The 19,825-nt window shown below is 46.5% G+C and carries 20 protein-coding genes; 12 read left to right on the forward strand and 8 right to left on the reverse strand.

Features of this window, described 5'->3' with window-relative positions; translation table 11 throughout:
- The first annotated feature begins 158 nt into the window (after positions 1 to 158).
- Positions 159 to 440, forward strand: coding sequence for a hypothetical protein (locus tag NYE72_RS09080; protein WP_038569660.1), 282 nt, complete (start codon positions 159 to 161; stop codon positions 438 to 440).
- A gap of 188 nt (positions 441 to 628) precedes the next feature.
- Here NYE72_RS09080 and NYE72_RS09085 read toward each other — a convergent pair whose 3' ends face one another.
- The 3 genes from NYE72_RS09085 to NYE72_RS09095 all read right to left on the reverse strand — a co-directional run bounded on the left by NYE72_RS09085 (position 629) and on the right by NYE72_RS09095 (position 2,513).
- Positions 629 to 1,273: a hypothetical protein gene (locus NYE72_RS09085; protein WP_141118444.1), complete on the reverse strand. Its 645-nt coding sequence runs from the start codon at positions 1,271 to 1,273 to the stop codon at positions 629 to 631.
- Positions 1,274 to 1,385: 112 nt separating this feature from the next.
- Positions 1,386 to 1,607 carry a hypothetical protein gene (locus tag NYE72_RS09090; RefSeq protein WP_076140868.1) on the reverse strand — a complete coding sequence of 74 codons (222 nt, stop codon included), beginning with the start codon at positions 1,605 to 1,607 and terminating at the stop codon, positions 1,386 to 1,388.
- 72 nt (positions 1,608 to 1,679) lie between these two features.
- Positions 1,680 to 2,513 (reverse strand): hypothetical protein, encoded by an 834-nt coding sequence (locus NYE72_RS09095; RefSeq protein WP_076140870.1) that lies wholly within the window; start codon positions 2,511 to 2,513, stop codon positions 1,680 to 1,682.
- Between the two features lie 300 nt (positions 2,514 to 2,813).
- Here NYE72_RS09095 and NYE72_RS09100 point away from each other — a divergent pair, with 300 nt between their 5' ends.
- Positions 2,814 to 4,148: a DRTGG domain-containing protein gene (locus NYE72_RS09100; protein WP_036678878.1), complete on the forward strand. Its 1,335-nt coding sequence runs from the start codon at positions 2,814 to 2,816 to the stop codon at positions 4,146 to 4,148.
- Positions 4,149 to 4,241: 93 nt separating this feature from the next.
- Here NYE72_RS09100 and NYE72_RS09105 read toward each other — a convergent pair whose 3' ends face one another.
- The 3 genes from NYE72_RS09105 to NYE72_RS09115 all read right to left on the reverse strand — a co-directional run bounded on the left by NYE72_RS09105 (position 4,242) and on the right by NYE72_RS09115 (position 5,505).
- Positions 4,242 to 4,592 carry a YtpI family protein gene (locus tag NYE72_RS09105; RefSeq protein ID WP_076140872.1) on the reverse strand — a complete coding sequence of 117 codons (351 nt, stop codon included), beginning with the start codon at positions 4,590 to 4,592 and terminating at the stop codon, positions 4,242 to 4,244.
- 83 nt (positions 4,593 to 4,675) lie between these two features.
- Complete coding sequence (locus NYE72_RS09110; RefSeq protein WP_038569663.1) at positions 4,676 to 5,176, reverse strand: DUF4044 domain-containing protein; 501 nt, start codon at positions 5,174 to 5,176, stop codon at positions 4,676 to 4,678.
- 5 nt (positions 5,177 to 5,181) lie between these two features.
- On the reverse strand, positions 5,182 to 5,505 hold the full coding sequence (locus tag NYE72_RS09115; RefSeq protein ID WP_036678886.1) for a YtrH family sporulation protein: 324 nt from the start codon (positions 5,503 to 5,505) through the stop codon (positions 5,182 to 5,184).
- Between the two features lie 141 nt (positions 5,506 to 5,646).
- Here NYE72_RS09115 and NYE72_RS09120 point away from each other — a divergent pair, with 141 nt between their 5' ends.
- The 6 genes from NYE72_RS09120 to pyk all read left to right on the forward strand — a co-directional run bounded on the left by NYE72_RS09120 (position 5,647) and on the right by pyk (position 13,916).
- The gene (locus NYE72_RS09120; protein ID WP_076100094.1) at positions 5,647 to 9,288 is read left to right on the forward strand and encodes a DNA polymerase III subunit alpha; all 3,642 of its coding nucleotides are present in this window, start codon (positions 5,647 to 5,649) and stop codon (positions 9,286 to 9,288) included.
- Between the two features lie 74 nt (positions 9,289 to 9,362).
- Positions 9,363 to 9,863, forward strand: coding sequence for a phosphatidylglycerophosphatase A (locus NYE72_RS09125; protein ID WP_036678892.1), 501 nt, complete (start codon positions 9,363 to 9,365; stop codon positions 9,861 to 9,863).
- Positions 9,864 to 10,009: 146 nt separating this feature from the next.
- Positions 10,010 to 10,198: a hypothetical protein gene (locus NYE72_RS09130; protein ID WP_036678895.1), complete on the forward strand. Its 189-nt coding sequence runs from the start codon at positions 10,010 to 10,012 to the stop codon at positions 10,196 to 10,198.
- 72 nt (positions 10,199 to 10,270) lie between these two features.
- Positions 10,271 to 11,164 (forward strand): acetyl-CoA carboxylase, carboxyltransferase subunit beta, encoded by an 894-nt coding sequence (gene accD / locus NYE72_RS09135; RefSeq protein WP_036678897.1) that lies wholly within the window; start codon positions 10,271 to 10,273, stop codon positions 11,162 to 11,164.
- A 1-nt stretch (position 11,165) separates the two neighbouring features.
- Positions 11,166 to 12,167 carry an acetyl-CoA carboxylase carboxyltransferase subunit alpha gene (locus tag NYE72_RS09140; protein ID WP_036678900.1) on the forward strand — a complete coding sequence of 334 codons (1,002 nt, stop codon included), beginning with the start codon at positions 11,166 to 11,168 and terminating at the stop codon, positions 12,165 to 12,167.
- A gap of 330 nt (positions 12,168 to 12,497) precedes the next feature.
- Positions 12,498 to 13,916, forward strand: a complete 1,419-nt coding sequence (gene pyk, locus NYE72_RS09145; protein WP_038569666.1) for a pyruvate kinase — start codon at positions 12,498 to 12,500, stop codon at positions 13,914 to 13,916.
- A gap of 185 nt (positions 13,917 to 14,101) precedes the next feature.
- On the opposite strand, the gene NYE72_RS09150 is transcribed toward pyk, so the two are convergent.
- Complete coding sequence (locus NYE72_RS09150; protein WP_244886450.1) at positions 14,102 to 14,803, reverse strand: G1 family glutamic endopeptidase; 702 nt, start codon at positions 14,801 to 14,803, stop codon at positions 14,102 to 14,104.
- Positions 14,804 to 14,930: 127 nt separating this feature from the next.
- On the opposite strand from NYE72_RS09150, the gene NYE72_RS09155 reads away from it, so the two are divergent.
- Genes NYE72_RS09155 through NYE72_RS09165 form a run of 3 tightly spaced genes read left to right on the forward strand, consistent with a single transcriptional unit; the run spans position 14,931 to position 17,077 of the window.
- Entirely contained in the window at positions 14,931 to 16,115 is a 1,185-nt protein-coding gene (locus NYE72_RS09155) for an MFS transporter (RefSeq protein WP_036678905.1), read from the forward strand.
- Between the two features lie 39 nt (positions 16,116 to 16,154).
- The gene (locus tag NYE72_RS09160) at positions 16,155 to 16,682 is read left to right on the forward strand and encodes a thioesterase family protein (protein WP_339211719.1); all 528 of its coding nucleotides are present in this window, start codon (positions 16,155 to 16,157) and stop codon (positions 16,680 to 16,682) included.
- Positions 16,679 to 17,077, forward strand: a complete 399-nt coding sequence (locus NYE72_RS09165) for an FxsA family protein (protein WP_036678910.1) — start codon at positions 16,679 to 16,681, stop codon at positions 17,075 to 17,077. The genes NYE72_RS09160 and NYE72_RS09165 overlap by 4 nt, the downstream gene beginning before the upstream one ends.
- 89 nt (positions 17,078 to 17,166) lie before the next feature.
- On the opposite strand, the gene ytvI is transcribed toward NYE72_RS09165, so the two are convergent.
- Complete coding sequence (ytvI, locus tag NYE72_RS09170) at positions 17,167 to 18,282, reverse strand: sporulation integral membrane protein YtvI (protein WP_076140876.1); 1,116 nt, start codon at positions 18,280 to 18,282, stop codon at positions 17,167 to 17,169.
- A 397-nt stretch (positions 18,283 to 18,679) separates the two neighbouring features.
- Here ytvI and citZ point away from each other — a divergent pair, with 397 nt between their 5' ends.
- A complete protein-coding gene (gene citZ, locus NYE72_RS09175; RefSeq protein WP_036678915.1) occupies positions 18,680 to 19,792 on the forward strand; it encodes a citrate synthase in 1,113 nt (370 codons plus the stop codon).
- Positions 19,793 to 19,825 lie beyond the last annotated feature (33 nt).

Raw genomic sequence — 19,825 nt, forward strand, 5'->3', positions numbered from 1 at the left:
TATATAAGCGTCTCTTGCTATATAAATGCTAACCTTTTATACATAATTTTGAAAAGGTTATATTTTTTAATGGACTTGTCTCATATTACGGGCCTCATGTTCATAGAGTAGAGATATAGATTCAATCGAATATCCTGTCTACGAAGGAGCTGTTATTAATGAGAAAAAGAAACAAGTTCAAACACGGTGTCTATCTCTTGCTGGCGTTGGCCATGCTTTTGTATGCACTGCCGAAGCTTTCGCTTGCGAATGGACCGAGTTGGGTGTTTGGTTTTGGAGTCGTCTGGTCACTTTTTGCGTTTATGGTCATTGCGGCACATCTGCATTTTATTATCGGGGTTGATGAGGAAAAGACCAAACGTTTGGAAGCTGTGCGAAAAGAAAAGCTGGAGCAATGGCAGACAAAGTGGAATGAAGAAACTAGAGTTTCGCAAAGATAATAGAGTTGGGGTCGATTACTAAAAAAGCTAGATTAGCTTCAGGTCTCTCGAAAAGCACGGCAGTCGTGCAAAGAGAGGCATAAGTGCCTTAGAATGTTGCGGAAAGCGCAGAAGTGGCGAAAGAGAGGCATAAGTGCCTCAGAATGCTGCGGAAAGTGCAGAAGTGGCGAAAGAGAGGCAAAAATGCCTTAGAATGTTGTAGAAAGCGTAGGAGTGGCGAAAATAGAGGCATAAATACCGTAGAATGCCGCGGAAAGCGTAGAAGTAGCTAAAAGAGAAGTATAAATACCGTAGAATGCCGCACAAAACGCACAAGTACACAAAAGAAAGGTATAAATACCGTAGAATGCCGCGGAAATCGCACAAGTAGCCAAAAGAGAGGTATAAATACCGTAGAATGCCGCGCAAATCGTAAAAGTAGCCAAAAGAGAGGTATAAATCCCGTAGAATGCCGCGGAAATCGCACAAGTAGCCAAAAGAGAGGTATAAATCCCGTAGAATGCCGCGCAAATCGTAAAAGTAGCTAAAAGAGAAGTATAAATACCGTAGAATGCCGCGGAAATCGCACAAGTAGCCAAAAGAGAGGTATAAATACCGTAGAATGCCGGGCAAAACACCAAAGTAGCCAAAAGAAAGGTATAAATACCGTAGAATGCCGCGCAAAATACCAAAGTAGCCAAAAGAAAGGTATAAATACCGTAGAATGCCGGGCAAAACGCAAAAGTAGCCAAAAGAGAGGTATAAATACCGTAGAATGCCGCGCAAATCGTAAAAGTAGCCAAAAGAGAAGTATAAATACCGTAGAATGCCGGGCAAAACACCAAAGTAGCCAAAAGAGAAGTATAAATACCTCAGAATGCCGAGCCAAGCGCAAAAGTCACACAAAGAGGCATACAAAAAAGACACACTCATACGAAAAAGCCCACTAGCCTAAGCCAGTGGGCTTTAATATGCCCCCTGTATTGCTTGCAGGGGGTTAAATGTTATTTTCTCATTGGTGAGATCTCTTCCAGCCTTCTTTTCTTCGGCAGATATCCGTTTACCAAGAGCCGCGTAATACCACACTGCAGGAACGAGGACCGCGAGTATAAAAAGAAATTGCATAAGCTCAGCTCCTTTCACGTCGATAGTATAAACTTTTTTCCTGATCGTAGAGAGGATGGACATAATCCTACCATCCTACCATCATCCGACCATCATCCGACCATCCCATCCACGTGTTAAGCAAAAACAATCCGATTACTTTTTACTGACCGAGCATTGAACTTCAAATACATAACTGGCGCTTCCCTGAGGCCATCTTGCATGGATGATATATAGGTGTCTGCCGCTACCTGCTGCGAGTTGAAAACTGTTTTTGTCCACGGAAAGGGCTTCGTCCGGTCGTTCCTCACCAGGAAATGAAGCCATAACCTCCATCTCCTTGGGTGCATATGAGAATTCGAGTTCTACCTGATCACCGCTGATGGCTTTGGGATGTACCTTCTGTATGGAAACCAGCTCAACGTTAGAAGCTATATCCACGCATACGCCTTTGCCATTGTCGTTCCAGCAATAAGAGCCTTGAATAGCCTCGAACTGTTCACCGCCAACAGTAACTTGAACGCTTGGGGGCTGTGGGTTAACAGTGTCTTCTGATGAATTCTTATCTTCATTAAAAGTTGATTGAAACAAGTCCAATAGATCCTTTTTGCTGGTATCTGACAGGCGATAGTGGCCCATTTGTCCTGATTTAATGAGTAACCCATTGTTACTTCCGACGATCCAAAAAGACAATTCATAACTTATGCCATCCTTCATGTTCAGAGTGGTTCTGTAATCGCTGGGAGCAATATCTAGTTGTCCTCTATCATATTCAGCAGTAGTTATGGCTTGAACGAAACGTTCAAAGGAGGATGTATCCGAAATAGTGGCCATTGGCTGTTTTCTTTCAATTAAGTTAATAGAAACTATATTATTTGCATCCAGCTCTATCTGGTCTGCTTGTTTTATTTCGTTTCCCGTATTTCCACAGCTGACCAGTCCTATGAAAAGCAAAGTAAGGGTAAGTAGTAATAAAGCGGTCTTGTTCATATCTTCAATGCTCCTTTACACATTCATTAATTCTCAGACTATAAAAAAGAGGAAAAGGTTGCTAAATAAAGGCAGCGAATTTTTAAGGTCAGCTTAAAACGCATCAGAGATATTCAGTTTCGAAAAATGGGATTTTCAGGTGGATTTCAAACCTGCTATGTGGCAATACCTACCTTAATCGTAGATTGTGTAAGGAGAGTGAAATTCGAATCCGAAGCTTATGAATCGGTTGTACTGAGCCATTCTATCGTTGTATAATAGGTACAGTATAGTACAGATCGGAGCATGGGGGTGTAACAGTTGGAAGGTCAAGGCGATGCGATTACTAAACACGAGCAACTGCTGCAGCATATTGAAAGTCTTAAGGTAGGCACCAAAATATCTGTTCGCAAGCTCGCCAAAGAAATGTTAGTCAGCGAAGGGACTGCTTACCGTGCAGTGAAGGAAGCTGAGAATCTCGGGATAGTCATCACGAAGGAACGGATTGGTACAGTTCGTGTAGAAAAGAAACCTCGGAACATTTCAGAGCAGCTGACGTTTGGCGATGTAGTTGATATTGTTGAAGGGCATGTGCTTGGCGGGGCAAGTGGACTAAATAAACATCTGCATAAATACGTGATCGGGGCGATGAAGGTCGATGCGATGATCCGTTATATAGACGCTGACAGTCTGTTGATTGTGGGTAACCGTGATGATGTTCACTCTCTGGCGCTGGAGCAGGGTGCAGGGGTTCTGGTGACAGGGGGCTTCGGGACGAGCCGTGAAGTGAAGGCATTGGCAGACGAGCTGGATCTTCCCATTATTTCTTCGAGACATGACACGTTTACCGTCGCTTCAATGATTAACCGTGCTATTTTTGATAGATTGATAAAGAAAAAAATTATGCTGGTAGAGGATATTATCGACAGCAAACCGCGCCTGAATACGTTAAAAATCTCTAGCACCGTCGGCGAGCTACGACAGGTTTCTGAGGAAACTGGAGAGCAGCGCTTTCCCGTTACGGATGAATGGAACCGAGTCATTGGCATTATCGGTCGCCGTGATGTAGAGGAATTGACGGAAGGGCAGATCATTGAAAAAGCGATGATTCGCAGTCCGGTTACGGCTGCACTGCAAACCTCACTAGCCTCCGCGGCCCAGATCATGATGTGGGAAGGCGTGGATTTTCTGCCCATAGTGGACCGTAACCGCAAACTGGTAGGCTCCCTAACCCGTAAAGAAGTGCTGCAAAGCTTACGCGATGTTCGGAACCAACCTCAGCTGGGAGAGACTTTTGATCATCTCATTTGGAATGGTTTTGCGGATGAGCGGGACGAAGAGGGACGATTGTTCTTCCATGGCTTTATTACGCCGCAGATGGCCACGGATCTTGGGACGATTTCTGAGGGGATATTGTCTACGCTTATGACGCTTTCGGCATTTAAAGCAGCTAAGGACATCACAGGAAATGATTATGTACTAGATAATATGTCCACTTATTTTATCCGACCGGTACAGATCGAACACGCGATCATTGTAATGCCGAGACTGCTCGAAATCAGCCGCCGTACCTGTAAGCTTGAGATTGAGATCAGCCACTCGGATACTCTGGTAGCCAAAGCTGTTCTGATGCTGCAATCCATTGATCATGGCTAAAGAATGGTTTGCTAGCTGGATAGCATCCGGTAAATAGGATCGTATACATGCTAAATAGACTGCCCTCATCATTGATTGAGAGGGGAGTCTATTTTATTCTTTTCCTATTCCGTCAGAGCAGCAGCTAGGCTTTTGACTGGTGTTGTTCCTGGCTGCGGCTACGGCTGTAAAACTATAGCTGCGTAGACCCGAGAAGATGTTGAACGCACCAATCAGCAGAAAGACAGCTTCAACAATGATATTAACGGTAGAGCCGCGAAACAAAAACATGGATATCAAGGACAGCGTTACGAGCATAGCACCGAGCATCACATTCATGACGGAGCGTTTCAGCCCTTTATCTTGGGGATTTAAGGCACGGCGGGAGGATATGCTGAACACAGCGGCACCGATTACAAAGATCACCAGCAGGATAAACAATAAATACTTGATAAATAAAACCATGGACAGCCAGCTCCTTTATCGTGTCTTGCAGTAGCCAAGAAGTAATTTCCACGTCTGTCCATTATTGTATCACACGATGGCTGTCAGCTGCGCTTAAAAGGACTGATTTCTACCCAGATTTGCAGGACACCTTCCATGACGAGCATGGTTCGGATTTTGACAGAGTATTCCTTGTCACGCACAATGTATAGCTTGCCATCCAACAGCAGTCTAACCAGTTTGCTGTCAGTATCAATATCGAACATGCTGCGGCCGCGCATCGGTTCCAGATCTGAGCCCATTTGGCTTATGATTAATTTTACAGTTACGGGGTCAAGTGGGGTATCTTCTTTGGATTTGCTTTCCTCCGATCGAATTTTGATTTCTCTGATCACGGTTGAGGTATTATTGTATTTTTTGAGTGTCTGAATATCTTTTTGATATTGCTCGATCTGTACACGCAGATCTTGATTATGAAGCCATAATACGTTATATCCTACATGGTAAATAGCATTGTATATGACAGCTCCTACGACGATCCCTAGCATGAATATAGCGGAGATCTGGGTGAATCTGCGAAAACGACTGAATGGTGGAACTCTCACTGGCGTTACCCCCTGCCGCACACCCATTTTACTAGCTCACTGCCCATATGGGCTCCTAGAAAAGCGAAGGCAAGATACATGATTTGTTTGATGGCGGGGGAGAGGTTGCCTCCAATCATGTTACTTTCAATGACCCGTAAGGGATCCATAGTACCTCCTACAGCGGCTGCTAGTGCCCATATTTTAATCCGATCTGCCACATCCAGCATCGTTTGCGTCGGCGGTTGCAGGGATACAACGGCGCCGATTCCGCCGAGCATAGCTCCGCCAAGCACGATGCCGAAGGCGATAAAGAAGTCGAGGATAGCTTTGCTCATAAAAATGCTCATACAGGCCCCTTCCCGGACGAGGCATTTACAAGCTTTGCCTGTCCTTATGCTCTTAATCCATTGTATGGGCGGGTCCCCCTTTAATATGATAAAATAGTTTCATCTTATGTTTGATTTTTGCAGTAGAGAGGAAGTGGGGTTATGAGCCCTTTCGTGCATTTGCATGTGCACAGCGAATACAGTTTACTGGACGGGGCGGCGCGCATTACCGATCTCGTGCGCCGGGCCGGCGAATACGGCATGAAGTCGCTGGCGCTTACGGATCATGGAGTGATGTACGGGGCCATCCCTTTTTATAAAGCGTGTAAAGAGAATGGAATCAAGCCGATTATTGGCTGTGAAGCTTATTTAACCGCGGGTTCACGCCGTGAGCGGGGCAGTCGAAAAGATCAACCGATCTACCACTTGATTCTGCTCGTCAAGAATGAAACCGGCTACAAGAACCTGATGAAGCTGATCTCTATCGGCCATCTGGAAGGCCATCATTATAAACCCCGGATCGATATGGAAGTGTTGGCAGCTCATTCAGAGGGGATTATCTGCCTTAGTGCTTGTCTGGGCGGAGAAGTGCCGCAGCATCTGCTGCATGGTCGTGATGAGGAGGCGCGAAAGGCTGCGCTGCGATATAAGGCGATTTTTGGCGAAGATTTCTATCTGGAGCTGCAAGACCACGGGATCTCTGAGCAAAAGAGAGTGAATCCCAAGCTGATCGCCCTTGCCGGGGAATGTGAAATTCCACTTGTGGTGACGAATGATGTCCATTATTTGGCGAAGGAAGATGCTGAGGTTCAGGATGTGCTGATCTGCATCGGAACAGGCAAAACGGTGGATGATGAGGAACGTCTCAAGATCGGAACAGATCAGCTGTTTCTAAAAAGCAGCGAGCAAATGGCGGCATTGTTTCCGCATGTGCCGCAGGCTATCGCCAATACCTTATTGATCGCAGAAAAATGTAATTTGGAGCTTACCTTTGGCAATCATATTCTGCCTGCCTATTCTCCGCTCCCTGAAGGCATGGATTCCGCTGCTTATTTGCGTGAGCTGTGCTGGAAGGGGATGGAGGAACGATATATAGATACACCGCAATGGGCTACACCTGAGCAAAGAGAGACGGCTGAGAAGCGTCTCACCTATGAGCTGGGCGTTATCGAGAGTATGGGCTTCAGCGATTATTTTCTAATTGTGTGGGATTTTATTGCTTATTGTCATCGTCAGGGAATTGCTACGGGACCCGGACGGGGATCTTCCGCGGGTAGTCTCACCGCATACGCTTTGCGAATAACTGACGTGGACCCATTGAAATATAACTTGCTCTTTGAACGTTTTCTAAATCCAGAACGGATCACCATGCCGGATATTGATATCGATTTTAGCGATGAACGGCGTGATGAGGTTATTGGTTATGTAGTGGAGAAATACGGCAAAGAACATGTGGCGCAAATTATTACTTTCGGAACTATGGCTGCACGGGCTGCCGTTCGTGATGTAGGCAGGGTGCTGAATTTGCCTTATAACGAGGTAGACAAAGCTGCCAAGCTTATACCTGGACAACTAGGGATCAGCCTTGCCAGGGCGCTGGAGAGTACACCAGATCTTAAAGCACTGTATGATAGCAATCCAAAGATTAAAGGGTTGCTGGATATGGCTATGAAGGTCGAGGGCATGCCCCGCCATGCTTCGACACATGCCGCTGGGGTTGTTATCTCGAAAGGTCCGTTGACCGATGCAGTCCCACTTCAGGAAGGTAACGAAAGTACGGCGTTAACCCAATACTCTATGGAGCATTTGGAGAGCGTCGGGCTGCTGAAAATGGATTTTCTGGGTTTGCGCACGTTGTCGATTATCGAACGCTGCATGAATTCGATTAAAGAAATGAGCGGAAGTGTTCCAGATTTCCGTGTCATCCCAGATCATGATCCAGCTACGTATGAAATGCTTGGTGCTGGTGAGACAACAGGGGTCTTCCAGCTGGAGTCGGCGGGCGTTAGACGAGTACTTAAAGATCTGAAGCCTAACGGCTTTGAAGATATTGTATCGGTTCTAGCGCTGTATCGTCCGGGTCCGATGGAATTTATCCCGAAATATATAGCAGGCAAACACGGTGAGATTGAAGTAGAGTATCCACATTCTGATTTGAAGGCTATTTTAGCGGACACCTATGGGATCATTGTGTATCAGGAACAGATCATGCAGATTGCTTCTCTGATGGCGGGCTTCTCGTTAGGAGAAGCGGATCTGCTCCGTCGAGCGGTCTCTAAGAAAAAACGTGAGACTCTGGATAAGGAACGGAGCCATTTTGTTCAAGGCAGCTTGCAGCAGGGGTATAATGAAACGGATGCGAATGCTGTTTATGATATGATCGTGCGCTTTGCCGATTACGGCTTCCCGCGTGCTCATGCCGCGGCTTACGGAGTGTTGGCTTTCCAGACAGCTTATCTCAAGGCACATTATCCGGTGCAGTTTATGGCGTCTATGTTGACCGCTGTAATGGGCACTCACCGCAAGGTAGCGGAGTATGTGCTGGACTGCCGCCGCACGGGCATCGGCGTGTTGCCGCCGGATGTGAACGAGAGCGGCGTATTGTTTACTCCGGTTCCAGGCGAAGGAACCGGAACCGGGCATATCCGCTTTGGACTCGCAGCCATTAAGAACGTCGGCACGCTGGCAGTGGAGAACATTATGGCGGTCCGCAAGGAGCGTCCGTTCGACAGTCTGCTAGATTTCTGTCGACGTGTGGACCTGCGGGTCTGCAATAAGCGGGTAGTGGAATCATTGCTGCAGGCGGGAGCTTTTGACTGTCTGCCGGGTCACCGCGCCCAGCTGCTGGCTATGCTGGACGAGACGGTTGACGCTGCATTGAAGTGGCGCAAGGAGCGGGATGAGCTGCAAATCCAGCTGTTCGACGATTTGGTGGAGACACCGAACTGGGAAATCCGCTATCCGGATATCCCTAAGTTCACCATTGGCCAGCAGCTGGAGATGGAACGTGAGCTGCTGGGGTTATATCTTTCGGGCCATCCGCTTGATGATAGCGCGGAGCTGCTTGAGGAGCCCGGTATGCAGCGGCTGATGGATCTTGGTGAAGCCGCGGATGAGAGCCAGACGGTTACGGCCGGAATGGTCGTATCCGTTAAGGAAATTACGACGAAGCAAGGAAAATCGATGGCCTTCGTCGAATGGGAAGATCAGATCGAGCGCTGCGAGGTCGTGCTCTTCCCTGAGGTGTGGAAGCGAAGCCGCAGCTTGATTGCCAAGGGCGCGCTGCTGGCCTTGCGCGCCAAGGTGCAGCAGGAAGACGAAGGCTTCAAGCTGCTGGCCGAGGAAGTGGCGCTGCTGTCTGCGGAGGCTCTCCGCGGGCTATTGCAGCGCCGTAGTGCCGCCGCGTCCCGCTCGTACAGCGCGGGACGCTCGGCCTCGGCAGGAGCGCCGCCACGCGGCGCAGCTCCTGCTTCCCGGACCAGCGGTGCCGCCACTGGTCCGGCTGCCAGACCAGCAGGCGGCACAACGCCGCCTGCAACAACTGCACAGGCCGCGCCAACAACAGCGGCGACCTCAGGCCAGCGTGTCTTTATCAAGATCACGCCGGCCTCAGAGAATGCAGCGTTGCTGTCGCGCCTGAAAGAGCTACTGCAGAATCATCCCGGTCCAGCTGCGACGCTTCTGTTCTATGAACAGGATCAGAAGCTCCTAGCTCTTAGCGATAATTATCGAATTAAGCCGTCCGAGGAACTTTTCGCGGCGATCGAGGTTATGCTGGGTGCAGGTACGGTAAGAATAAAATAAGAACAATTCTCCCCTTTTCCGCATACATTAGGAAACCACAGGGCACATCCCTGTACGGAAAGGGGAGTCGCAGCATGTCCTATCAAATGGCAGTAGATCTGTTGGAACGCAGAGGTGTATCACTTTCCTCCATTGCTGAAATCGTATATATTTTACAATCGGTTTATTATCCTGGTTTAACCAAGGATGAATGTCTGTCCAGCGTCAAGTCTGTTTTGGGCAAAAGAGAAGTGCAGTATACTTTAATGACAGGTGTTGCTCTTGATGAATTAGCCGAGAAAAAACTGCTTCCACAGCCGCTGCAGGCGGTAATGGAGGCTGATGAATCCCTCTACGGAGCGGACGAGACTCTGGCGCTTGGTATTACAGGGGTATATGGGATGATCGGACTGACAGGTTTTGGGTATTTGGACAAAATAAAGCTTGGAATCATTGGTGAACTGAACGATGATAAAGGTAGGATTCATGTATTCTTGGATGACCTTGTTGCCGGCATTGCTGCCGCCGCTTCCGCCAGAATTGCTCATCGGCATGAAGGGGCAAAAGTATATCCTTTAGGCACGGACAAGGAATAATTGAGCCCCTTTATTTCGTTTGAACAAGTTCCTCAGTCTTGCTTCCTATGCCCTACTCCTGTTGCGGGAAAAAAGAAAACTGTGTTATCATAATTCCATTATACGGGATACGGCTGGGAATTAAGATTGGGGAGGCCTTGCAGGGCATGTGGACGGTAATATATATCGCGCCGACCGCCAGAGTGGCGGATATGATTAAGAGTAAGCTAACAGAAGAAGGTTTTTTGGTAGAATGCCGTCCAATCAATATGTCCAAGCAGCAGTTTGAGATATTGGTTCCTTCAGGTGAACTGGAGGAAGTACAGGAAGTCCTTAATCTTATTCTGCATCCCTGAGTTTCTTACAAGACAAAAGTCATGACAGCGGCAAGCTGCATAACGCAAATAAACGGCTGAAGAGGTGCGGGTGTGTTCAAAGATTTATTTCAGAAGAAACGGAAGTACGCGACTATTCCTTCAGAACGTCTGGAGCGGAGCGGCGGGCCTGCGGAAGGCGAACGCCCCAAACGTGAAATCCCTGAAGGATTAATGAGCAAATGTAATAAATGCGGAACGATCCAGTATAGTAAGGAATTAGAGAAGAACCTAAAGGTATGTCCTACTTGTGGTCACCACATGCGCCTAAATGCTGTGGAGCGCATTGCGATGACATTAGACCCTGAGGGCTTTATTGAGTTTGACAGTGAAATGTATTCTATCGACCCGCTGAAATTTCCGGGTTACGCTTCCAAAGTGGAGCAACAGCAGCTGAAATCTGGACAAACTGAAGCCGTAATTACGGGTCAGGGTTCCATTGGTGGCCATCCAGTCATCGTAGCTGTGATGAATTTTGAATTTTTCTCAGGCAGTATGGGCTCTGTAGTAGGTGAGAAGATCACCCGTGCGATAGAAGAGGCCACGGAGCAACAGCTTCCACTCCTTATTTTCTCTACTTCAGGTGGAGCGAGAATGCAGGAGAGTATTCTTAGTCTAATGCAAATGGCGAAGACCAGCGCTGCGCTGGCTCGTTTTAACGAGGTTGGAGGTCTTTACATCTCGATAATTACGGATCCTACTACCGGTGGAGTATCTGCGAGTTTTGCCAGCCTTGGTGATATAATTATTGCAGAGCCTGGAGCGGTATTTGGTTTCGCAGGACGTATAGTCATTGAGCAGACCATTCGCCAGAAGCTTCCGGATGATTTCCAGACCGCTGAATTTAATCTTCAGCATGGGTTGCTTGATATGGTCGTGCACCGCAAAGAAATGCGCGCTACATTGACTAAAATTTTGGAGCTGCATGACGTGAAAGGGGGATTTTAGGTTGGCAGGAGAGTTGCCTTTTGAAATGCCTCTGGTAGAAATGCGCAAGAAGATTGCTGAACTGAAACAGTTTGGCGAAGAGAAGGGTATTGATTTTACGGACGAGGTAGCTAGGCTGGAAGAGCGATACCGTGTGCTGGAGGAAGAAATATATTCTAATATCTCTCCTTCGCAAAAAATGCATTTGGCTAGACATCAAGGACGTCCGACTTCCCTTGATCTTATGGGGCAGATCTTCACAGATTTTATTGAGCTCCACGGTGATCGGATGTTTGGGGATGATCTTGCTATTGTAGGCGGCATCGGTAAACTAAATGGGTTGCCGGTTACAGTTATTGGCCAGCAGCGCGGTAAAGACACCAAAGAGAATATTTTACGATTCTTCGGCAGTGCACACCCTGAGGGCTTCCGTAAAGCGCTGCGTCTGATGCAGCAAGCGGACAAGTTCAAACGTCCCATTATTACCTTCGTGGATACGAAAGGTGCATACCCAGGCAACACAGCCGAGGAAAGAGGTCAATCCGAAGCGATTGCCCGTAATTTACGCGAGATGTCTCAGTTTGGTGTCCCTGTAATCTGTGTGGTCATCGGTGAAGGCGGAAGCGGTGGCGCCCTGGCATTGGCGGTTGGAAATAGAGTGCTCATGCTGGAACATGCCATTTATTCGGCGATATCTCCAAACGGAGCGGCCTCTATTCTGTGGAAGGATGCTTCGAAGGCTGATCAAGCGGCAGAAGCCATGAAGATAACGGCTGCTGATCTGCTTGAGATGGAAGTTATAGAAGAGATCGTACCAGAGCCTAAAGGCGGCGCTCATCGGGATTACGAAGCAACGGCAGCGGCGATTAAGGATGCATTATGGCGGCATCTGCAGGAGCTAACCCAGATGAACTCAGTGGAATTGAAGGATGATCGATACCGTAAATTCCGTAAAATTGGTGAGTTTGCAGAGGCTCAGCAGGAACAAATTTTCATTGAAGAAGAAGTGAAGTCAGAAGTGTAAAAGTGCAAAATCATTTGCACTTTAAGACATATAGCTATACTTAGTGGGTCTTTTGGATATAGTGTAAAATATACAATTTATTGGAATTAAAATAATCTCGATCCACTAACGGGATTATTTTAATTTTTTTTATGTTTACAGAAAATTCGACTTAAAGTTACACCCAAAAGTGCCTACAACATTGATTTTGTGTCTGGTTTGCAGTAATATTCATAAGGGCGTACTTAAAGGCACATGTGACAAAGTTCCTATTTTATTAGTTAGCCTTGTAGTAGATTTTGTAGTTGGAAAAAGTGAGACAGAGAGAACGAAAAAACGGAGGAAAACCTAATGCGGAAAAGTAAAATTGTATGTACGATCGGACCTGCGAGTGAATCGTTGGAGAATATCAAAAAATTGATTTTGGCTGGTATGAATGTGGCCCGTCTGAATTTCTCCCACGGCGATTTCGAAGAGCACGGTGCTCGGATCAATACGATCCGTCAAGCATCTAAGGAACTGAACAAAACAGTTGCTATCCTGCTCGATACTAAAGGACCGGAGATTCGCACAGGCAAGCTGGAAGTAGAACCGATTGAACTTGTTCAGGACGAGTACCTGACACTGACTACGGAAGAGATCCTTGGTAATCAAGATCGTATTTCCATCACGTACAGCGAACTTCCTAACGATGTTCAAGTAGGATCCACAATCCTTATTGATGACGGTCTGATTGGTTTGACAGTTGTCGACATTCAAGGTACAGAAATCAAGACCCGTATTGTAAACGGTGGTACGATTAAGAGCAAGAAGGGCGTTAACGTACCAGGAGTAAACATCTCCTTGCCGGGTATTACGGAAAAAGACACCAACGATATTCTTTTTGGTATCGAACAGGACATCGATTTTATCGCCGCTTCCTTCGTTCGCAAAGCTAGCGACGTTCAGGAAATTCGTGAGCTGCTTGAGAAAAACAACGCTTCTCACATCCAAATCATTTCCAAAATCGAAAACCAACAAGGTGTTGACAACCTTGATGAAATTTTAGAAGCTTCTGACGGCCTGATGGTTGCTCGTGGTGACCTTGGTGTTGAAATCCCAGCTGAAGATGTACCTTTGGCTCAAAAATTGATGATTCAAAAATGTAACGTTGCTGGTAAACCAGTTATCACAGCTACACAAATGTTGGATTCCATGCAACGCAACCCACGTCCTACTCGCGCTGAAGCAAGTGACGTAGCAAACGCTATTTTAGATGGAACAGATGCAATCATGCTTTCCGGAGAAACTGCTGCTGGTAAATATCCAGTAGAATCCGTACTTACAATGTCCCGCATTGCTGAGAAAGCGGAATCCGCTCTGAACCACCATGAAATCTTCATGAAACAACAAACTGCACAAGAAACTACAGTTACAGAAGCAATCAGCCAATCCGTTGCAATTTCTGCTTTGGATCTGAACGCTAAGGCTATCATTTCTTCGACTGTAACAGGTCATACTGCACGCGTTGTTTCCAAATACCGTCCTAAAGCACCAATCATTGCCGTTACAACACAAGAAAGAACTATGCGTCAATTGTCCCTCGTTTGGGGCGTAACGCCAGTGTTCGGACAAGTTGCATCTTCCACAGATGAGCTGCTGGAAACAGCAATCAAAGGTGGTAAGGATTCCGGTCTGGTTCAAACTGGTGACCTAGTTGTGATTACTGCAGGAATTCCACTTGGACGTTCTGGTTCCACTAACTTGGTAAAAGTAAGCACAATCGAGTAGTTTTCGACTGGCTTCACCTGTTTAACAGGTTCCATAGAGCTTAATTAAAGGGTTGTCTCAACTGTAGTGTAAATCTACAAGCGAGGCAGCCCTTTTTTCGTGTTTATCAACATATTCGATTGAAGATTATGTTAAATCCATTTATGCTGTTAGTAACAAATCTTGAATGACAGGTTCGAGAATTTTTATTTGGGGTATGTTCGTTTGACAGTAAAAGAATCCCCACGATGGTTTGGACAAGAAGGAACGGCGATAGTAGCGTTATTTTGCACCATGATTCCTCCCATATTTAGGGTAAGCCTCGGACTTTTGCCATTAATTCGACAGCAATAGAAGCAAGTAGGGGAGACGCGCGCCAGCTTTGCGATCGAGCCGTCTACCTCGGGAGCCTCCATAATCCATTCACCAGAGGTTTGTGGTCCGTTGTATCGCTGCAATGTTCGAAAAATCCAATTTCGGCTCAAATTGCGGAGCGTAATCGTCCATTTGTTGCGGCCTACCTTCGTGATGTTAGCTTTTATATGGTCTCCAGGGCTCACTGGAAGGGGAATTACCGTTTCAACATCAGGTAGGATTTCCCACCAAGCGTAATACCGGGCACGACCATTTACGAATTCATGGCCTGTTCCCGTTTGGATCAGGCTGCTGTTCTTGAAACCGTCGATTCCAATCCAAGCAGAGGAATAGGAAGGTTTAGAGGTTGGTTTTACGGAGGGAACGATCCATTCGCCGGCAATGCGGTTAAAGGTCCCCTTTTTTCCAGTGATTGTATACCCGCTCCAGTTTGTTGAAGACCAGCCGAAGCCGGAGCTTTGAAATTTGTTCGCATTAGATTTGTCTTTTAGACATGGATGATTGACCCGAATAGAATTTTGTTTATCATTCAACTTGTCCACCGCCTTTATAGTACTGCTATATTAAATGCGGTGATTACATAGGAAGTACGGGTGTTCTGCTAAAATATAAGAGAGTGCAATGCTTGATTAAGAAGCTGGAGAGGATTTGTAGCTTAAAATGGAAAAATTATCGAAGCTGCGTGGCTTTTATCTGTTTTTAGGATTGGCCGGTGGTTCATTTGGCTCATATCTAACGCTGCTGCTTGTACACAATGGACTTGATAGCGGGCAAATAGGTATACTAATGGCAACAGGCACGCTAATTGCGATCACGATTCAGCCAATATGGGGAATTGTCTCGGATCGGTATAATCAGACACGTTTGGTACTAATCCTAAGTGTGGCGATACCGGCTTTATTAGCGGTCTTTTACCGTTCGGAATATTTTATAGTGTTACTGCTGGTGTATACCCTCTCAACAATCTTTTCCTCAACACAGGCGCCTATAGCCGATTCTTACGCGATTTCAGCGGCGAAGAGGGCTGGGGCTACTTATGGTAGTATAAGGCTTATGATGAGCATTGGAGCGGCAGTGGGAGCCTATTTAGGCGGATTGTATGTATCGTCCTTCTCTGTATCCACGATATGGCTGCCCTTTCTTATGTTTAATCTAATTGCGGTTCTTATTGCATTGACGCTGCCAAAGCAGGCAGAAGAGAATCATATGATGCGGCAATCGTTTTCTCAGGGGGTTAAAAAGCTGCTGGGGAATCGGGTGTTCCTAGCGTTTTTGGGTGGCAGTTTTCTTGTGAACCAGACGATGACTGCTTTTGGAACCTACTTCGTTATCGCGTTTCAGTCGGTTGGAGGTTCAACTCGTTATGCAGGAATTGCGCTTTTTCTCGCATCTGTAACGAACGTGCCCTCCATGCTGTTTGCTTCCAAGGTAATCAAAAAGCTGGGTCGCGAGCGGACGCTGCTCCTTGGTGCACTTATTTATGTCTTGCGGTGGGGCATTCAGGTGGCATTCCCTTATCCATCCGTAATGATTGGAGTGCAGGTACTGCATGGTCTGTCATTCGGGTTCTTTTATATTGCTGCCGTTGAATATGTATCTCAGATCACCTCTAACGAGATGCAGGCGACTGGGCAAAGTGTTTTTAATATGGTGTTCTCGGGTTTTGCCGGTGTTGTTGGCAATTTATTAAATGGATTCTTGCTCAATCAAGGCGGTGTAGAAGTGATGAACCTGTCTTGTATGTTGAGTTCAATCGCAGGAGCGATGCTGCTATTTTATGTCGCCAGAAGCTCCCGAAGCAAACTATCAACGACAAAGCTATCTTCAGACGGGGCCAGGGCATAAAGCTCTCCCTGCTGCCTATGCCGAAAGGAGTATTTATAAATGGAATTACAGCAAGACGGCTTGCGAAGCCGGTGGTATGAATCGACCCTGCGTGTTCGATACCAGGAAAGTGATCAGATGGGCGTTGTGTATCATGCGAATTATTTGAACTGGTTTGAGTCTGGCCGTACGGAGTTGTTACGTCAGCTTGGCTTTACTTATCGTGAGCTTGAGAATCAGGGAGTGCTGCTTCCTGTTACCTCAGCCGATTTGCAATTTAAAAGTCCGGCGCGATATGATGATCTTATCTCCGTGTATGCGCGAATGACTACCTTTTCGGCGTTAAGAGTCGCATTTGAGTATCAGGTGCGGAGGCTCTCGGAAGCAGAAGGTAGGAATTTAGAGGGTTCATCGGCTACTTTGGGACAATTGCGGTCGATGGACCTCCCCGGGGAACTGCTGGTTACCGGCTCGACAAATCATGTTTGGGTGAATCGAGAATGGAAGCCTGCCAGGCTGGATAGAGCCCTTCCGGAGCTGTTTCACGCGATTAAAGGAGCGCTGCGGGAAGAAAGGGGTTCTGTATGATTAGAAGCAAATGGTTGTGGGCTGCATTATTTATCATTCCTGCCGTGGAATTATTCGGCTTTATCTTTGTAGCAGATCAGCTTGGAGCATTCAAAACGCTGCTGCTTATGTTGACCACCTCGGTTATTGGTTTATTGATGATGCGTTTCGAAGGGAATAAGGTGCTGCAAGACAGCAGAACACATATGCAGGAGGGACGCGTTCCTGGCCGGACGATGCTGGATGGCCTATGCATTTTTTTCGGGGGCTTACTGCTGATCTTACCTGGTTTCGTAACGGATATTGTAGGTTTCTCCTTGGTGTTTCCGTTGACTCGGCCTTTGTATCGTATATTTTTGCTGAAGTGGATTGAGAAAAAGATGAAAAACGGCACCTTCACTTTTTACCGCCGCTAGTTATAATCAAAACAAAAACAGAGCGGATCCCGGTCATTGATAGGGATCCGCTCTGTTTTGCTATTCTAGGAATTGTAGGGTATTGTTTATTATCTTAGTCTTCCGCTGACAATATAGCTGTGTAACGCGTGAAATACACCTGCTCGGTTAAAGGCTACAAGGATAACTAGAATAACGGGACCGATGATCAGCCCAAGCATGCCGAACAGCTGCAAACCTGCAAACATACCGACCAGCATAGCAAGGGGATCAAGCCCAATGCTGCTGGCGAGCACTTTCGGCTCAAGCACTTGGCGGGTTATAAGGATAACGGCATATAGGATAGTAAGTCCGATCCCCAGTGCCAGATTGTCTGTCATGTAAGAGTATAAAGCCCAGGGAATCATTACGATTCCAACCCCTAAATAAGGCAGCAGATCCACAAAACCAATCATTAAGCCAATAGCGAAAGCAGATTTTACACCCAAGAGCAGCAACCCGATCACGACAATGACCGCTGTAATCGAGATGAGGATTAGCTGAGCCCGGAGATAGCCGAAGAGAGCTTTTCGCAGATCCCGCCAGATATCCGATACAGGCTTTAAGAACGGTGCTGGCAGCCAGCTTGTGAGTTTGGCATTATGTCTTTCCCAGCTAGTACTAATAAAAAAGGCAGCGAGAACGACCACGATAAGAATTGTACCCATACTGGGTAGAGCAGAGATCAGCTTTAAGATCACATTAAAAAATCCGGTCACCACTTGCGTAACTGCGTAACCAACTGTTTCCGTTGTTCTGCTGATATTGCTGTCAATGGTGGCGTGATAGTCAGGATTGTCGCGGTAGAACTGATTTATCTGGTTAATGATATTCTGTATGCTTGCATTCTGGCTCAAAGACAGCAGAAGATCTCTCCATTGGTCCGTATGAAGATTAAAGGTCTGCAGCAGCACGATCAATTCTTTCACTAGCCTTGTAATCATCGCGGTCAGTACTAGTGCGGTTCCGCCTATGTAAAATAGCAGCGAGAGCGACACTGCGAGCCACGCTGGGAGCTTAAGACCTTTAAGAATCAACACTAGTGGATGCATGATATAAGCGAGCAACCAAGCGAGCAGGAGGGGGTATAACAGCGGAAGCAATAAATAGATTGCCAGCAGGAGGATAGAGGTAGCCAGAACGACCCACAGGCCGCGCAGCAGTCTTTTTAATGCTAATCGGTCCATACGAAGATCTACACCTCCTTCATTCCTGCGGATGCAGGGGAATAAAAGCTCGTCTTCATATATATTCATAGAACGTATTTAAAGACTAGGAAACGGGATAAATATTGGGCTGAACCGGATGCTATAAACTAAAATCTCAACTGTGAATCAAGGGTTTAGAAGTTTTTTTCTATCTCTGTGATAAAATCATTTGATGCGCTGCAAAGCTTCCACATTGTTCACATAACCGACAAAATCCAGTATGATGAATAAAGATTCGATTACGAAAGTCAGACAACATCCTCGCCGGATATGTCCTTGAACTGCACTTATTAGATTTTTCAATGCTTTAAATTGGAAATGTTTTCATGAAACCGAGAATGCTTTTTATACCTTGTTGGCAAAGGAGAGATATGCTATGACAGCTACCAAAGGCTTGGAAGGTATCGTTGCAACAACTTCATCCATTAGCTCTATTGTGGATGGGGTACTCACTTACCGTGGTTATGATATTGATGATCTCGCAGAAAATGCTACCTTCGAAGAAACCGCTTATTTATTGTGGTTTGGCAGTCTACCAACAACACCAGAGCTGGAAGCGCTCAAACGGGATTTCAGTGCTTTCGCACGGATTCCTGAGCCAGTTATCGAGCAAATGAAGCTCTATCCAAAAGACACCAACACCATGGCAGCATTGCGGACTGCTGTATCAAGCCTTGCTCTCTATGATGAAGCGGCTGACGATATGAGTAGAGAAGCTAACGAGATTAAAGCAGTAAAACTACAGGCTCAGCTCCCGACGGTTGTGGCAGCCCTATCGCGTATTCGCAAAGGTCTGGAACCTGTGGCTCCTAAAGAAGGCGTCTCGATTGCCGAGAACTTCCTGTATATGCTATGGGGAAAAGAGCCTGACAGTGTATCTGTTAAAGCGCTTGATACCGCACTTGTGCTTCATGCGGACCATGAGCTGAATGCTTCAACTTTTGCAGGCCGGGTTACGGTTGCAACCTTGTCCGATATTTATTCAGGCGTAACCTCTGCTATCGGTGCACTCAAGGGTCCACTTCACGGTGGGGCGAATGAAGCCGTTATGAAGATGCTTGAAGAGATCGGAAGTTTGGAAGCGGTTGAACCTTATATTCGTAAGAAGCTGGATAACCGTGAGAAGATCATGGGCTTCGGCCATAGAGTATACAAAAATGGTGATCCACGTGCTAAACATCTGATGAAAATGTCACTTGAACTTGGCACAATGAAGAATGATACTACGCTGTATGATATGTCCGTAAATATCGAGGAATTGATTACCGGACAAAAGGGACTTAAACCAAATGTTGATTTCTATTCGGCATCAGTTTATACACAGCTGGGTATTGAACGTGAGCTGTTCACTCCTATCTTTGCAATTAGCCGGACTTCAGGCTGGACTGCGCATATTCTGGAGCAATATACAGATAACCGTATTATCCGGCCACGTGCAGAATACACAGGTATGATTGAACAGAAATACGTTCCAGTAGACGAAAGATAGAAGGGCAGCCTTGCAGGCTGCTCCTAAAGTTTA

The sequence above is a fragment of the Paenibacillus sp. FSL L8-0333 genome, from assembly GCF_037965665.1.
Taxonomy (GTDB): domain Bacteria; phylum Bacillota; class Bacilli; order Paenibacillales; family Paenibacillaceae; genus Paenibacillus_AQ; species Paenibacillus_AQ odorifer.

What these genes read in the sequence shown, in the direction of transcription:
- NYE72_RS09125 (WP_036678892.1), top strand. Translation starts at nt 9,363, where the DNA reads ATGTCCTATCAAATGGCAGTAGATCTGTTGGAACGCAGAGGTGTATCA.
- NYE72_RS09155 (WP_036678905.1), top strand. Translation starts at nt 14,931, where the DNA reads ATGGAAAAATTATCGAAGCTGCGTGGCTTTTATCTGTTTTTAGGATTG.
- ytvI (WP_076140876.1), bottom strand. Translation starts at nt 18,282, where the DNA reads ATGGACCGATTAGCATTAAAAAGACTGCTGCGCGGCCTGTGGGTCGTT.
- NYE72_RS09130 (WP_036678895.1), top strand. Translation starts at nt 10,010, where the DNA reads ATGTGGACGGTAATATATATCGCGCCGACCGCCAGAGTGGCGGATATG.
- NYE72_RS09165 (WP_036678910.1), top strand. Translation starts at nt 16,679, where the DNA reads ATGATTAGAAGCAAATGGTTGTGGGCTGCATTATTTATCATTCCTGCC.
- NYE72_RS09160 (WP_339211719.1), top strand. Translation starts at nt 16,155, where the DNA reads ATGGAATTACAGCAAGACGGCTTGCGAAGCCGGTGGTATGAATCGACC.
- pyk (WP_038569666.1), top strand. Translation starts at nt 12,498, where the DNA reads ATGCGGAAAAGTAAAATTGTATGTACGATCGGACCTGCGAGTGAATCG.
- citZ (WP_036678915.1), top strand. Translation starts at nt 18,680, where the DNA reads ATGACAGCTACCAAAGGCTTGGAAGGTATCGTTGCAACAACTTCATCC.
- NYE72_RS09120 (WP_076100094.1), top strand. Translation starts at nt 5,647, where the DNA reads ATGAGCCCTTTCGTGCATTTGCATGTGCACAGCGAATACAGTTTACTG.
- NYE72_RS09080 (WP_038569660.1), top strand. Translation starts at nt 159, where the DNA reads ATGAGAAAAAGAAACAAGTTCAAACACGGTGTCTATCTCTTGCTGGCG.
- NYE72_RS09115 (WP_036678886.1), bottom strand. Translation starts at nt 5,505, where the DNA reads ATGAGCATTTTTATGAGCAAAGCTATCCTCGACTTCTTTATCGCCTTC.
- NYE72_RS09090 (WP_076140868.1), bottom strand. Translation starts at nt 1,607, where the DNA reads ATGTCCATCCTCTCTACGATCAGGAAAAAAGTTTATACTATCGACGTG.
- NYE72_RS09105 (WP_076140872.1), bottom strand. Translation starts at nt 4,592, where the DNA reads ATGGTTTTATTTATCAAGTATTTATTGTTTATCCTGCTGGTGATCTTT.
- NYE72_RS09095 (WP_076140870.1), bottom strand. Translation starts at nt 2,513, where the DNA reads ATGAACAAGACCGCTTTATTACTACTTACCCTTACTTTGCTTTTCATA.